The organism is Schleiferilactobacillus harbinensis DSM 16991 (genome assembly GCF_000425885.1).
GTDB classification, from domain to species: domain Bacteria; phylum Bacillota; class Bacilli; order Lactobacillales; family Lactobacillaceae; genus Schleiferilactobacillus; species Schleiferilactobacillus harbinensis.
Genome location: NZ_KE384471.1, coordinates 102654 through 116745, shown reverse-complemented (window position 1 = coordinate 116745; position 14092 = coordinate 102654). Strand labels below are relative to the sequence as shown.

Genomic DNA, 14092 nt, shown 5'->3' with positions numbered 1-14092 from the left:
CCCTAGTCACTGAGCTGAGCCCCGCTTTCCACCGCTGCATCGTGCTGGGCGGTACGGTATGCGGTGAGCTGATCGGCTAAGGCTGGATCCTGCAAGGCCAGGATCTGACCGGCCAGCAGGGCGGCGTTGATCGCGCCGGCATTGCCGATGGCCAGGGTGCCCACGGGCACGCCGCTGGGCATCTGAACGATGGACAGCAGCGAATCCATCCCGCTCAAGGCGTGGCTCTGGATCGGCACGCCCAGGACCGGCAGAGTCGTGTTGGCCGCCAGCATGCCGGGCAGGTGGGCCGCGCCGCCGGCACCGGCGATGATCACCGCGTAGCCGGCGGCCCGGGCACCGCTGGCAAAGGCCTGCAGCTCCATTGGCATCCGGTGGGCGGAAATGACTTTGGCAGTATAGGCGATGCCCAATTGCTGTAACGTGGTACACGTATTTCGCATCGTGGGCCAGTCGGATGCTGAACCCATGACGACTGCAACTTTTGCCATGAATTGACCTCCATTGATTGAAGTTGGGTTCAGCATACCAGACGAGTTCTTGAAAAACAACTAAATTCTTAACTATAATTAGGTTTAATCAATTGAATGTTCGTATTATATATTTTAATCTGGTTCTCGGTTTCGAGCGGGCCAGATACCGAACAATAACATCACCACGGCGTCAAAACCGTTTTTCTTGAGAACAAAAGAATCATCGGATGGGCGGTCGGTATAGGAGTATTAGTGTCCGTGGAAATCAGATAAAACCGAACGATGACAAAATTGAAATGGTATATTCCACATCTTTTGCCATAAAAAAATTCCGAACGATGGGTGTCGTTCGGAATTGAAGGGCGAATATTGTTTTTTAACTGGTTTTCTTGACGGCTGACCGACTAATTACGGGCGATCTCATAATCCCCAGCGTCCGGATCCCGGACAGTGACCGGGATCCGGACCAGCGTGCGGACTTGATCGGCCGGCGTGGTGAGAATATTATCCAGATACACCGTCCGGTAGCCGTCCTGGGCCCGGGTCATCCCGTGGGCCTGCATGAAGTCCGTCAAAGTGGTGAAGACTGAGCTGGCCTCGGTAACGGGGCCCTTTTGCAGCAGCTGTACTTCCACCCCTTCTTCAGTGCGGCGATATGCCACTTGCCGGGCCGCCGCTGTGAGCGGACCAGCGGCGGCCTGCGCCGCGGTCAGCAGCTCCGGGACGGTGAAATTGGGCTGTTTGATCAGCATTGTGTACGCGCCGTGGGGGGTTCGGTACACACTCAGCGGATAGGGGACATAGTCCCGGAACCAGTCGATCAATTTGCTGTGCCGCGCCTGTTCCTTGATGCCCGCCGCGAAGGCGTACATTGCGGCCGCCGCATCCTTGAACTCCGGATTGGCCAGCTGCGCTTCACCGGTGCCTTGGAACATTAAGTAATTCCGTTCTGTCAGCATTACCAGCGACGGCGTGTCTCCCAAGTTGTACTCAGTTTGTTCGTCAATGCGATAATCGAATTGGGCCATGATGATCCCTGCTTTCCTTTTTCTGCCGGTCATTATAAACAGAAATGCAGAAAAAGGGTTAGCTTATGCTTGGGGAAATGGACTGATGATGTCGTGGTAGCGGGCAAACCCTAATTTGCCGCCTTTTTCGGTGGCAATGGCAGTCAAGGGGGCAGTCATTTCCGGCAGCTCGGGCAAGCGGCCGTCTTCCCAGGCACTGAGCCGCTCCACTGCCGTTAACAGGCGCTGCTTCAGCGCGCCGAAGCGGTTATCCACGACCTCCCAGCCGATGGGCGAGCGCTCCACCAACCACAGGGTCTGGCGGGCATCATGCAGTTTATCCAGGCGGCGGGCCAGCGCTTGCAGCTCGGCGATCACCCCGGTCATTTCGTCCCGGTCACCGGCCCGATAGGCGTCCTGAATGGCGTCCAGCAGGTGGGCTTTGTGACTGAGAAAGCGGGCCAGTTGCTGATAATAAGCATACAGCGGCCGGGTGGTTTGGGTCGTGACCGCCCCGCCAAGTTTCTCTGCCAGCACCCGATAGTGCTTCTCGGCATCCACGCCGCTGAAGTTCGCCCAGAACCGCGGGGTCAGCCAGTCCATGTAGAGCAGCAGTTTGCTAGGATTGGCGCCTTGGATGTTCGTCTTGCCCCGGCGCTTGAAGTTGTCGAATTGATCCAGGGCATAGAAACCATCCCAGTCTTCGTGCTGCATGAGCCAGAATTGCGCGGCCAGCCAGTCTTTGGTTAATTCCGGCGCATAGGCCGCTTCCGCCACAGCCTGTAAGCCAAGCATCATCGCCCGGGTTGGTGTCTCGCCGCCATCGGTGAAAGCGGCGGCAGCCCATAGTTCAGTGGGTCGGGTCAAAGCCGCTGCTTGGGCCGCGGCGACCATGACGCCCTGGTTGGGAGCCAGGCCCTGGTCCATATGCAGAGAAATGGTGCCAGCCGGTGCTTTGTCCGGTACAGCAGTCAATATTGTCTGGGCAATATGCAAAATTTGGGCATCTGTATTTAACTGATCACTGTCCAGTAGCGTATTCGGACCGGTGATCACAGTCAAGGCGGTGTAACCCAGCATCGCCAAGCGCTGCAGCAACGCCTGACCCTCGCGGGTGGTTAATTGCGCATTGTGGCGAATATCCAATAATAGACCCACAGTCGCGGCGGTTGGCGTCTCCTGGTAGCTGAAATGCCGTTCGTTTTGCGCGTGGGCGATCCACTCGGTCAGCCCGCGCAGCGCCGCGGCACCGCCGGGATACCCGATGGTCCCGGCGGTGTCTGCCCGGGTCACGGTCAAGGTCCCGGCGGTTGGGGCCAGGGTCACAGTCAACTCAGCATCCGCGGTCACCGTGATGTCCCACCGCGGGGCCAATAGATCAATAGCGGGGCGCAACGAATCGGGGAGCCCCGTGATGTTCAATTCCATTTGCTGTCGCCTCCTACATTAATTATACCGTAGGCCTCGTATTTCTTGCAGGAACATGCTACATTACGAGTGGGATAATTGCGCATCGATGAACAAATTCAAATGCGGAGGTTGGCAATGATGGGTAATGCAATTTTTGCCGGGATTGACTTGGGCGGGACCAACGCCAAGGTCGCTTTGTTCGATGATCAGCTGCATCAAATTGGTGAGAAACGGGCACCCAGTCGGGCGACCGAGAGCGCCGATATTATTTTGGAAAACTTAGCCGCGTTATTAACGGGGCTGCTGAAAGAAACCGGGACTGACCCCGAGGATCTGATGGCCCTGGGAATCGGAGTGCCGGGACTGATGGATGTTCAGGCCGGGATTTCCCATTATCTGGCCAACTTCCCCCAATGGCGGGATGTGCCGGTGGTGCAATGGTTTGAAAACCGCCTGCATATTCCGGTCGTTTTGGACAACGATGTGCGGATGAATACGTACGGCGAATGGTCGGAAGGGGCCGCCAAGGGCGTCCAGAATGCCATCCTGTTAACCTTGGGTACGGGTGTCGGCGCCGGTATTATTCTGGAAGGCAAAATGCTTTACGGCACCACCGATAGTGCCGGGGAGTTGGGGCACATGTCGATCAACGCGAATGGCCGCCCGTGCAACTGCGGCAACATCGGCTGCTGGGAACGCTACGTGTCCGCCACGGGTCTGATTCAAACGACCCAGGAAGCTATTGCTAAAGCCCCGACTAGTGTGCTGGCGGAGTGGCAGGCTGAGGGGCAGCCGCTAACTGGTAAAATGGTTTCGCTGGCTTACGACGAAGGGGACGCCGTCGCCCATGAAGTGATGAATCAAACCGGCGAATGGCTTGGCGTTGGCCTGGTATCGATTATCAACGTCTTCAACCCGGAGCGGATCATCATCGGCGGGGGGATGGCCGCTGCCGGGAAACGAATTATGACACCTGCCCAAAAGTACATTGACGCACATGCCCTGGCCCAGCCGCTGGCTGCCGCCAAAATCGTACCCGCGGCCTTAGGCGATCGAGCGGGTATGGTCGGGGCTGCCGTCCGCGGCCGGGCTAAATGGGCTAAAAATAACGCCTCGTGACGCACCACACAGGCTTTTGCCTTTGAGAAATCGCAAGATAAACGTCACAAATCCTTCACATTTTCCAGCTACCATAACAGAGTCGAAAGGTTAATTCCTTTCCCCCAAACATTCTTTTCATGATTTTTCTTCTTTCCATTTTCCGCCATCCATGGACTATCCTCTCCCCAGGTGGTCCGGCAGAAAAGCGAATACCGCAGCGACCTCCCCTCGTTGCGGTATTTTTGTGCAGAGAGGGCGGAGGCCGACGGTCAGAAGCGGCGGCAGAAGGACACCCCGGCACAAAACCCGCACTTAGGTTTTTTGCCGGGGTGTCCTTCTGCCATAGCTTCTGTCGGCCGGAGCCCGTTTAGGAGGAGGACGCCTACTTTAGACACTAAAACCAGTACAAACAAAAACGGGCAGACACACCGCGATTTTCCACGGCCATCCGCCCATTTCCAGACCAACACTCACACCCCAGGGAATCCCGGGAAGAAGTAGCCAACGAGTGCCCGTAAAACAATACCAGCCAACAGACCGGCAATGAAAATCAAAGTGTACTTCCCAATGCTCTTGGACCTAGTCATCAGCACTCACTCCTTAATTTCAACATGTACCAATATCCATAATAATAGAATAGCATGGTTTAACCTTTTTTGCAAACGATTACAGTGTATCCAAAACAAAAAGCCGCCCCAGCAGGCGGCTTCCAAACATCACAGGATCAGTCGACTTAATCCTCGCCGATTTCCCGAACATACATATTATTCGTATGGTGCGACTTGCCAAACGGAATACCCAGCGTGATCACCATGCGATCACCCTTTTCCAGCAAGCCTTCGCTCACGGCAACCTTTTCCGCCGTTGCATAGATCTCATTGATGTTCTCCGTATCGTCAATGACGATCGGGGTCGTGCCCCAGGAGAGGATCAAGGAATCAGCGACTTCGTTGGTGAAGGTCAAGGCAATGATCGGAATATTGGGCCGGAAGCGGGCAATACTCCGGGCCGTAAAGCCATTGGCGGTAACGGCCACGATGACTTTGGCGCCAACCCGCTCAGCCGCGGAAACGACTGAGTAGCCCAGCGTATCCGTAATGCTGTCATTGGCGTTGAACGCGTCCATGATCACAGAGTGCTGCGGCAGATCCTCATCAGTGGCTTCGTCGATCCGGGCCATGGCCGCGACAGACCCAACCGGGTACTTGCCGTTGGCACTTTCGCCGGACAGCATCGTCGCGTCGGTCCCGTCATAGATGGAGTTAGCGACGTCAGCGACTTCGGCCCGCGTCGGCCGCGGATTTTCCTGCATCGAATTCAGCATCTGCGTCGCCGTGATAACCGGCTTGTGGGCCATGTTCGCCTTGCGGATCAGGGATTTCTGTACTTGCGGAACCATTTCGAAGGGAATCTCGACACCCATGTCGCCCCGGGCCACCATCAAGCCATCGGAGACGGCCAGAATGGCATCGGCATTGTTAATGCCTTCTTGGGATTCGATCTTCGGGATGATCATGACATGCGGATTCGGACCAGCATCAACCAAGTCCCGGATATCTTGCACATCACTGGGTTTGCGGACGAAGGAAGCAGAAATGTAGTTGAAGCCTTGTTGCAAGCCCCAAGTAATATCGTCCCGGTCTTTTTCAGTCAGCCCCGGCAGGTTGATCTCAACGCCAGGGGCGTTAACACCCTTTTTACCGCCCAAATCGCCAGCGTTTTCGACAACGGTAACCAGTTCGCGCTTGCTGTCGTCCTTTTCCAGAATCTTCATATCCAGCAAGCCATCGTCGAAGAGGACGTGGCCGCCGACATGAACGTCATCGTACAGGCCGGCATAGCTGACCCCGATTAATTCCTTGCTGGTCCAAATGCTGGCGTCCATGCCGATACGGACCTTGTCGCCAACGTTAAAGTGGATCTTGCCGTCTTCTTTAACATCGGAGCTGCGGATTTCCGCACCTTTGGTGTCCAGCATCAAACCGATCCGCTTGCCGGTGATTTGCATGGCTTCGTGGGCCTTCTTAAACCGGCCGAGTTGTTCCTCGTGATCGCCGTGGGAGAAGTTGAAACGGAAAATATCCGCGCCAGCCTTGATCAGCTGCACCATAATGTCCGTAGTATTGGCGGCCGGACCGACCGTGGAAACGATTTTAGTTCTACGCATTGTTTGCTTACCCTCCAGAATTGATGAAAAATTTGGTCATTGATACACAAGCTCATTATAGGGGAAAACGGTTACTAGGACAAGAGAGGGTAAAGGGCAAAGCCGACCGGTAGAAGGGTAGGGTGACTGAGACATGACTTAAAGTGCTAGTGGATCTAGTGCCAATGCGTAGCAACCGGAGGCAAAATGGGCTCAGTGGTGGAAACCACACGGCGGCTTGCCGCCGATGTGGTTAGGCGACTTTGAGACCGCGGTTTTTGCGGGCTCAAAGCGCCGTCACCACGTTCCAGCCCCATTTTTGCCGGAGGTTGCGGAGCATTGGCACGGCGTTCAAAGACCGTGTCTCCTCCTAAACGGGCTCCGGCCGACAGCGGCTAGGGCAGAAGGAGGACCAGACAAAAAACCTAAGTGCGGGTTTTGTGCCTGGTCCTCCTTCTGCATACGCCGCTAACCGTCGGCCTGCGCCCTCTGCCCTCTGGGTACAAAAAAACCGGAGCGTTCAGTTCGCTCCGGCCTTCATAATCAGCGTTGTTGGCGCCTCTGCAGTGCAGATTGCCGATTACTTCTTGAGAAGTTTCTCAGCCAATGCCTTAACGTCATCGTCGGACATGTCCAATGTAGGCTCCATGTCTTTCTCAGTCTTGTCAGTGCTGTGATTGTTCTTCTCCATGTAGTAGTCCCAAAGAGCATCACGGATTGGAAGCTTACTATCGCTCCAGTCGAACTCTTCGTTCATCTTCTTGTCCAACATGATGGTCATTTCGATGTCCTTAGGATCGCCCGCTGTACCGTCTTCAACTGCCATAATCCATACCTCCATTAATTAGTTACTTGCTACAAATACCATTGTAATGCATCGGGACCATTTCAGCACGAAAAAAAGCTCGAAATGCGTTATTTTCCGAAAACTAGGCTTAATCGTTGCCGAGAATACTGCGTAAATCGTCGTTATGGGCCGTACTTTGGCCGCCCTGATTGAAAGCAAACGGGAAATACTTTTCCAAATGATAATTAACTGCCAGGGTATGCAAGGTATCTTCTGCGCCATGGATGGTCGCGTCACTGACATCCTCGTTATATTTAAGACGCTGGACATACTCCTTGGCATTGGCCAAAGTGGCGTCGTCGGTTTCGCCCTGTTTGCTGATGCGGGAAATCGTTTGGGTGAGCACGTCCACTAAGGGCTGCCGGGCATTTTGCACCGGGTCATCCAAATGAGTTAACCCGCTGCTGGTGAGCGGCTGCTGGCCGGCGATCGCGGTGTACGCCTGATCTGTGACCCCCTGGGCCTTCACTTTGCTGATTCGGGCCAGGGCGGCGGTTAACGCGTCCCGATCGTATTGCGACACTTGGCGTACTTGGCCGGAGGCAATTTGCGACGGCGACATCACGTCGTTATAGCTCTGCGGCGCATGGGCCAGCCCCAGGGCATGACCGAATTCGTGGATGAAGATGTTGATCACATCCGTGTCGCTGGTATTGTTTTTTTGCGCCGTGGTATTCAGCAGGATCTTATGGCCGTTGCTGGCCAGCCCAGAGAAGGACAGGTACTTGCTTTGCACTGGTGCCAGGTAAACGTCCGCTGCTGCTTGGGTGGTTTGGGGGACGATAATCGTGCGGCCCGCGGCCTTGTTCCACCACGCCGCGGCGCTGGCCGCTTCGGTTTGGTATTTCGGCAACGCTTGCGCATTATAAACGATTTGGCCGTTCTCATCCGCCAGCCACCAGCTTTCCAACGTCGACCAGCCCTTGGGGGCGCTGGCACTGGTGTTTTGCTGTTCAGAAATCAGTTGACTGACCCGGTGCACTTGATCGTAGGTTTGCCATTTGCGAATGCCGACCAGCAATAATAACACCAGGCCGGCCACAATGGCGAGTTGAAACAGAAATGTGATGAAACGCCACAGCACACGCATATTGCCACTATCCTTTCCACTCTCTGGCAACAGCTTACCGAGTTGGCTGATGAAAAGCAATTGATGAGCTTACAACGTGAACTTTCCTTTAAACTGCGTTACCATTAAATAGCGTGCATTACCCGCGATAGCCCTTTCATTCGCCGCTGGTGAATGGTGGTCGCAAGTCGATCTTGCGGCTTAGCAGGGCGCTATTTTTTTAGAAAGTGGAGGTTTCCCTGTGGTTAAAATACTACTGAAATCCGTGCGGGAGTATAAATGGATGTCTTTGCTCTCGCCGCTCCTCGTGACCATTGAAGTCATGCTGGAAACTTATATTCCTTTTATTATGGGAAACATCATCGATTACGGGATCACCCCTGGCAACCTGGGCTATATCAGTTCCTGGGGGATGGTCTTGGTGGGCTTGGCCGTGGTCTCCTTGATCGTCGGTGCCGGAGCCAGCTGGTTCTCCAGCCATGCTGCGGCCGGTTTTGCCCAGAATCTGCGGCATGATGAATTCGCTCAGGTGCAGAAGTTCTCGTTTGCCAATATCGAGCATTTCTCCACGGCCAGCGTCGTGACTCGGTTAACGACCGATATCACCAACGTGCAGCAGGCCTACCAGATTTCAATCCGAATCGCCTTTCGGGCCCCGTTGATGTTCATCTTTTCGATGATCATGTCCTTCCGGGTGAGCCAGCAGATGGCCTTGATTTTTGCCATTGTCGTGCCCATCCTGGCAGTCGTTTTGTACCTCATCATTCATACGGCATATCCGCTGTTCAGCCATGTTTTCCGCCAGTATGATATTTTGAACCGGGTCGTGAACGAGAACTTGCGGGGTATTCGAGTGATCAAGACCTTTGACCGGCAAGAGGAAGAAATCAATAAGTTCAAGGATGCCAGCAACGGCATCTTCACGATTTTCTCCAAGGCCCAACGGCTGATGTCCCTGAACGCGCCGGTGATGACCTTCATGATCAACACCACGATGCTGATCGTTTCCTGGGTCGGGGCCCAAATGATTGTGGGCAAGTCCTTGGAGACTGGCCAGCTGGTCGCGCTGTTTTCTTACACCATGAGTATTCTGTTCAGTTTGATGATGCTGTCGAACATCATTACCATGCTGTCGGTGTCCCAAGCATCAGCCAACCGGATCGCGGCGGTGCTGCAAGAGAAGCCGTCCATTGTGGACCCGGCCAAGCCGGTGACCACGGTGAAAGACGGGTCAGTCACCTTCGATCACGTCTCCATGACCTATCTGCACGCGGAGCATCCCAGTGTGGCTGATGTGTCCCTGCAGATCAAGCCTGGCGAATTTGTCGGGATCATTGGGGCGACCGGCTCCGGCAAGTCGACATTGGTCCAGCTGATTCCCCGGTTGTACGATGTCACCAAGGGCACCGTGCTGGTCGGTGATGTGGATGTGCGCAACTACGCCTTGCGGCCATTGCGGGATGCCGTGGCCATGGTGTTGCAGAACAATACGCTGTTTTCTGGTACGATTTATGAAAACCTGCGCTGGGGCGATCCCAATGCCACCGACGCTGAAGTGGAAAAGGCAGCTCAAATGGCCCAGGCGGACAGCTTCGTCCAAGAGATGCCCAAGAAATACGATACCTATATTGAGCAGGGCGGGAGCAACGTATCCGGCGGTCAGAATCAACGGCTGACCATTGCCCGGGCCTTGCTGAAGAAACCCAAGATCCTGATCTTGGATGATTCCACCAGTGCCGTAGATACCGAAACCGAAGGAAAGATCATGACCGCGCTCCGGACTGAATTGCCGGATATGACCAAGATCATGATTTCCCAGCGGATCACGTCCATCGCCCAGGCCGACCAGATCATCGTCATGGATGATGGCCAGATCAATGGCGTTGGCACCCACGAGGAACTGTTGAAGAGTAATGCCATTTATCGGGAATTGAATAATTCCCAGCAAAAGGATGTCCAAGGTACGATCAAGGAAGGAGGGGACAGCAATGCGCCAGATGCGGGGAACAAGTAATAATAACCGAGGCCGGGCGCGCAAGCCGGAACATACCTGGCGCACGCTGGGCCGGCTGCTGCAATATACCTTTGCCAGTTCCCGGACCATGTGGGTGGTGTCGATCATCAGTATTATCGTTGCCGCTTTGTCCGCTTCTTTGGGGTCAAAGTTCATTCAGACTCTGATCGATAGTTACATCATGCCCCTGACTAAAGAAGCGACGCCGAACTTTGCGCCGCTGATTCAAGCCATTGCCATCATGGCGGCGATTTATTACACCGGTGTGATCGGTACTGGCATTTTCACCCAGTTGCAAGTGATCATCGGCCAACGGGTGCAGAAGCAGATTCGGGATGAAATGTTTGAACACATGCAGTCCCTGCCCATGAGCTATTTCGACCGCAATGACGTCGGCGATATCATGAGCCGCTACACCAACGATGTGGATACGCTGATGCAGATGATTTCGCAAAGTATCCCGACATTCATTCAGTCGTTGTTCAACATGGTTTTCGTGCTGATTATGATGATTTTGATCAGCCCGCTGCTCACCTTACTGTCGCTGGTTGTTCTAGGATTGAGTATCATCTTTGTCCGGGTCTTGTTCTCCCAGTCGTCCCGGTACTTCTCCGCCCAACAGCGGGCACTGGGTACGGTGAACGGTTATGCGGAAGAAATCCTTAACGGCTTGAAGGTCGTCAAGGTTTTCTCCCACGAACAGGCGGTGCAGAAACAATTTGATACGTACAATTCTGGGTTGCGCAATGATTCCGCAAAGGCCAACGCATACGCGACCATGGTCTTTCCCATCATGGGCAACATGTCCAACCTGCTGTATGTGCTGACCGCTGTGGTGGGGGGCACCTTGGCCGTCAATAACGTGATCACCTTGACCCTGGGCGGTCTGGCCGCTTTTCTGCAACTGAGCCGGGGCTTTACCCAGCCGGTTGCTCAGATCTCGCAGCAGGTCAATTCGATCATCATGGCCTTGGCCGGGGCAGAACGGATCTTCGGTCTGCTGGATGAAAAGCCGGAAAGCGATGACGGCAAAGTCACGCTGACGAATATGAAGAAAGACGCCGCCGGCAATCTCGTTCCGACCAAAGAACATACCGAGAACTGGGCCTGGCAAGTCGGCACGCCAGTAAAGCTAGTGCCCGTGCAAGGCGTTGTCGAGTTTAAAGATGTGAACTTCTCCTATTATCCTGGCGTCCAGATTCTGCACGACATCAACTTGACCGCCAAGGCTGGGGAGAAAGTCGCCTTTGTCGGGGCCACCGGGGCCGGGAAGACGACGATCACCTCGATGATCAACCGCTTCTACGATATTGATTCCGGTCAGATCACCTATGACGGGATTGATATTCGGGAGATTAAAAAGGCGGACCTGCGCCGGTCGCTGGCCATCGTTTTGCAAGAGACCAATTTGTTCACCGATACGATCATGAACAATATTCGGATGGGCAATCTGGATGCCACCGATGATGAAGTGATTGCCGCGGCCAAACTGGCCAATGCCGACGAGTTCATCCAGGAATTACCCAAGGGTTATCAATCCACGATTGACGGGGACGGCAGCGACTTGTCCCAGGGCCAGCGGCAGCTATTGTCGATTGCCCGGGCCGCTGTGGCCGATCCGCCCGTGATGATCATGGACGAAGCCACTGCCAGTATCGATACGCGGACTGAACGGGCTGTCCAAGCTGGGATGGATAACCTGATGAAGGGCCGCACCACATTTGTTATCGCCCACCGCTTATCCACAATTTTCAACTCTGACCTGATCATTGTCCTGGATCACGGGAAGATCGTTGAACGGGGGAATCATGAACAATTAATGGCGCAACACGGCGAGTATTATCAATTGTATACAGGCTCGCTGGTACTTGAATAAGTTTCATTTGACTGAAACGGGTCAAGAATTCGCATTGCGCGGGTCCCTGGTCTGTTTTTTATTTTCTCCGGGGGGAACGGTTGTCACCGTTGTATTTGTCCGTGCAATACCGGTATAATTGAGCTAGACTAGATTTTGAAGCGTAATCGTAGATAAGGGAGTAGGTGTTGAACGGTGGAGTATTGTCCAAATTGTGGCTACCCTGTGAGCTCACAACAGAACTTTTGCCAAAATTGCGGTTATCCGTTAACGGAACGGGCCCGGCAAATGGTCATGGGGGTGGCCCAGTTAAAGTTGTTGCAGCCGATTCAAGGGGATGGCCAACAGGGGGACCAATCCGCGACTGCAATCCGGACCAGTGAGCGCACAGTACCACAAAATGGGACTTTGGGTTTGACGGCGGATACGCCGGCAGAACCCAGTCCGGTGCAACCGGAGGAGCCGACTTTCTCCAGTCAGCCGACCTGGGACCAAGGCCAAGGGCAGCCCGCGGCTAATCAGGCAGCCGCTGATCAATACGATCAGGCTCCGGTTTATCCCGGGTTCACACCGCAACCGGCCCAGCCGGAACCAGCCAGTGCGCCCCAGGATCAACCGTGGCAGCAGCCGCAGGGATCCGGGGCCCCGGCTGATTTCGCTGGTCAGAATAATTCCTATGCGGCCCCGCAGCAGAACGCTAACTATTATGGCACGCCCAGCGGCAATGCCTATGCTCCGGTAAACGACCAAGTGCCGCCGCAGCAACCGGATTACGGTGCGCAGCAGCCCGCCTACGGGTCAGCCGCACCAACGGATACCGATCCTTACGGCAGCAGCACCGGGGCCAATTATCAAAGCGCTCCGCAGCAGCCGCAGGCCCAGCCGGCAGACGCCTATCAAGCACCGAATCAGGGGCAGGATGGACCATACCAGCAAGCACCTGATCAATACGGCCAGGAGGCTGCTCAGCCGCAAGCACCGCAGTATGATACGGCCAACAACTACGCCGCTGATACTGCTTCCGCTGCCCCAGACAGTGCATCCGCGGCCAGCAGCTACGACCCAATCAATAATGACTACGGTGCCGCACCGACTGATCAGACTGACCAAGATCAGGATCAGTACGCGGACGACGATGAGGCGGCTGAGCCCAAAGAGAAGTTCCATATCGGCGTGACCGATATCTTAGGTGCCATCTTCTCCTTCGTGGTGATGCTCGGAGTTTATATTCCAGGCTACTTCTCTAATACTGCCAGCTTGGTCGACTTCAGCAATGGCACCTCACTGCTGAGCAAGATGCAGTTGACATCACCCGCCGCGCTGCGCTACCTGCTCTTAGTGGTCGCCGCCATTGGCCCGCTGATTTTTATTGTCTTCAGTTTCTGGAAACGCCGCTCCTCACCGCTCATCCGGTTCGGGGCGGGGGTCTTCAGCGTCATCGGCTACGCGTTCCTGTTCGTGCTGATGTTTGCTAAGGGCGCCATTACCACGGTGCAAATTCAATCCACCGGGTTTGCATTGATTGGGTATATCTCCCTGGCTTGCCTGTTGGGCGAGTTTATCATTGGGCTGGTTGACCTGATGCGGTCTTAACGCGGTCATGCTAATACAAAAACACACCTGCCGAATATTTTCAGCGGGTGTGTTTTTGTGTTGCCTGTTAATTACTCAGTCGGTGCACTCGGCTTGCAAATGATATACAGATCAAGCATTGATGCAATTAGAATCACAATCAAGACGATGCCGTTGCGACGGAAGATTTGACTGGCATTGACGACATAAGGGACGATGCCCAGTAAAACGCCCCACCACGTGGAGAGGCCGACATCGTGAAAGCGGCGTACAATCAGGGCCATCATGGGAACAACGGCCATGACAAAAGCAATGATGAAGATACCCGTCCAGATTGGTGCATTGTGCCAGGCTTCGGGAACCATTACTAACCACAGATTGCCGGTAGTGGTATCTGCATTGCCGCTTGCCCATGCAAATAGCATTGTGGGAATAGTCATAATGAGCAAAGCGCCCAGTACTGACCACCAATACTCCGAGAGGCTGCTCCTACCGCTGTAATCAAACGCTCTGGTGTAGAAAAGCTTCATGGCTTGGATAAAATTGACAGGTTGCGTTTTGTTTTGGGTGGTCATCATGTTAAAAGCACTCCTTTCAA

At 54.5% G+C, this 14092-nt stretch carries 11 protein-coding genes; 4 read left to right on the top strand and 7 right to left on the bottom strand.

Annotation, left to right across the window (positions count from 1 at the left end; genetic code table 11):
• Nucleotides 1-2 precede the first annotated feature (2 nt).
• From purE to H627_RS0115955, 3 genes are all read right to left on the bottom strand, one after another.
• Nucleotides 3-491: a 5-(carboxyamino)imidazole ribonucleotide mutase gene (gene purE / locus H627_RS0115965; protein WP_027829721.1), complete on the bottom strand. Its 489-nt coding sequence runs from the start codon at nt 489-491 to the stop codon at nt 3-5.
• Nucleotides 492-877: 386 nt separating this feature from the next.
• Nucleotides 878-1501, bottom strand: coding sequence for a GyrI-like domain-containing protein (locus tag H627_RS0115960; protein ID WP_027829720.1), 624 nt, complete (start codon nt 1499-1501; stop codon nt 878-880).
• Nucleotides 1502-1564: 63 nt separating this feature from the next.
• Nucleotides 1565-2908 carry a hypothetical protein gene (locus tag H627_RS0115955; RefSeq protein ID WP_027829719.1) on the bottom strand — a complete coding sequence of 448 codons (1344 nt, stop codon included), beginning with the start codon at nt 2906-2908 and terminating at the stop codon, nt 1565-1567.
• Between the two features lie 117 nt (nt 2909-3025).
• On the opposite strand from H627_RS0115955, the gene H627_RS0115950 reads away from it, so the two are divergent.
• Nucleotides 3026-4009, top strand: coding sequence for an ROK family protein (locus tag H627_RS0115950; protein ID WP_027829718.1), 984 nt, complete (start codon nt 3026-3028; stop codon nt 4007-4009).
• 715 nt (nt 4010-4724) lie between these two features.
• On the opposite strand, the gene pyk is transcribed toward H627_RS0115950, so the two are convergent.
• The 3 genes from pyk to H627_RS0115930 all read right to left on the bottom strand — a co-directional run bounded on the left by pyk (nt 4725) and on the right by H627_RS0115930 (nt 8074).
• Nucleotides 4725-6158: a pyruvate kinase gene (pyk, locus tag H627_RS0115940; protein WP_027829717.1), complete on the bottom strand. Its 1434-nt coding sequence runs from the start codon at nt 6156-6158 to the stop codon at nt 4725-4727.
• A gap of 559 nt (nt 6159-6717) precedes the next feature.
• Nucleotides 6718-6963, bottom strand: coding sequence for a P8 family protein (locus H627_RS0115935; RefSeq protein ID WP_035441415.1), 246 nt, complete (start codon nt 6961-6963; stop codon nt 6718-6720).
• Between the two features lie 109 nt (nt 6964-7072).
• The gene (locus H627_RS0115930) at nt 7073-8074 is read right to left on the bottom strand and encodes a matrixin family metalloprotease (protein WP_027829715.1); all 1002 of its coding nucleotides are present in this window, start codon (nt 8072-8074) and stop codon (nt 7073-7075) included.
• 220 nt (nt 8075-8294) lie between these two features.
• Between H627_RS0115930 and H627_RS18865 the strand changes: the two genes are divergently transcribed.
• From H627_RS18865 to H627_RS0115915, 3 genes are all read left to right on the top strand, one after another.
• Nucleotides 8295-10067 carry an ABC transporter ATP-binding protein gene (locus H627_RS18865; RefSeq protein WP_051225506.1) on the top strand — a complete coding sequence of 591 codons (1773 nt, stop codon included), beginning with the start codon at nt 8295-8297 and terminating at the stop codon, nt 10065-10067.
• On the top strand, nt 10051-11943 hold the full coding sequence (locus H627_RS0115920) for an ABC transporter ATP-binding protein (protein ID WP_027829714.1): 1893 nt from the start codon (nt 10051-10053) through the stop codon (nt 11941-11943). Before H627_RS18865 ends, H627_RS0115920 begins: the two co-directional genes overlap by 17 nt.
• A 174-nt stretch (nt 11944-12117) precedes the next feature.
• Nucleotides 12118-13515, top strand: a complete 1398-nt coding sequence (locus H627_RS0115915) for a zinc ribbon domain-containing protein (protein ID WP_081674978.1) — start codon at nt 12118-12120, stop codon at nt 13513-13515.
• A gap of 71 nt (nt 13516-13586) precedes the next feature.
• On the opposite strand, the gene H627_RS0115910 is transcribed toward H627_RS0115915, so the two are convergent.
• Nucleotides 13587-14072 carry a DUF805 domain-containing protein gene (locus H627_RS0115910; protein ID WP_027829712.1) on the bottom strand — a complete coding sequence of 162 codons (486 nt, stop codon included), beginning with the start codon at nt 14070-14072 and terminating at the stop codon, nt 13587-13589.
• Nucleotides 14073-14092: the final 20 nt, after the last annotated feature.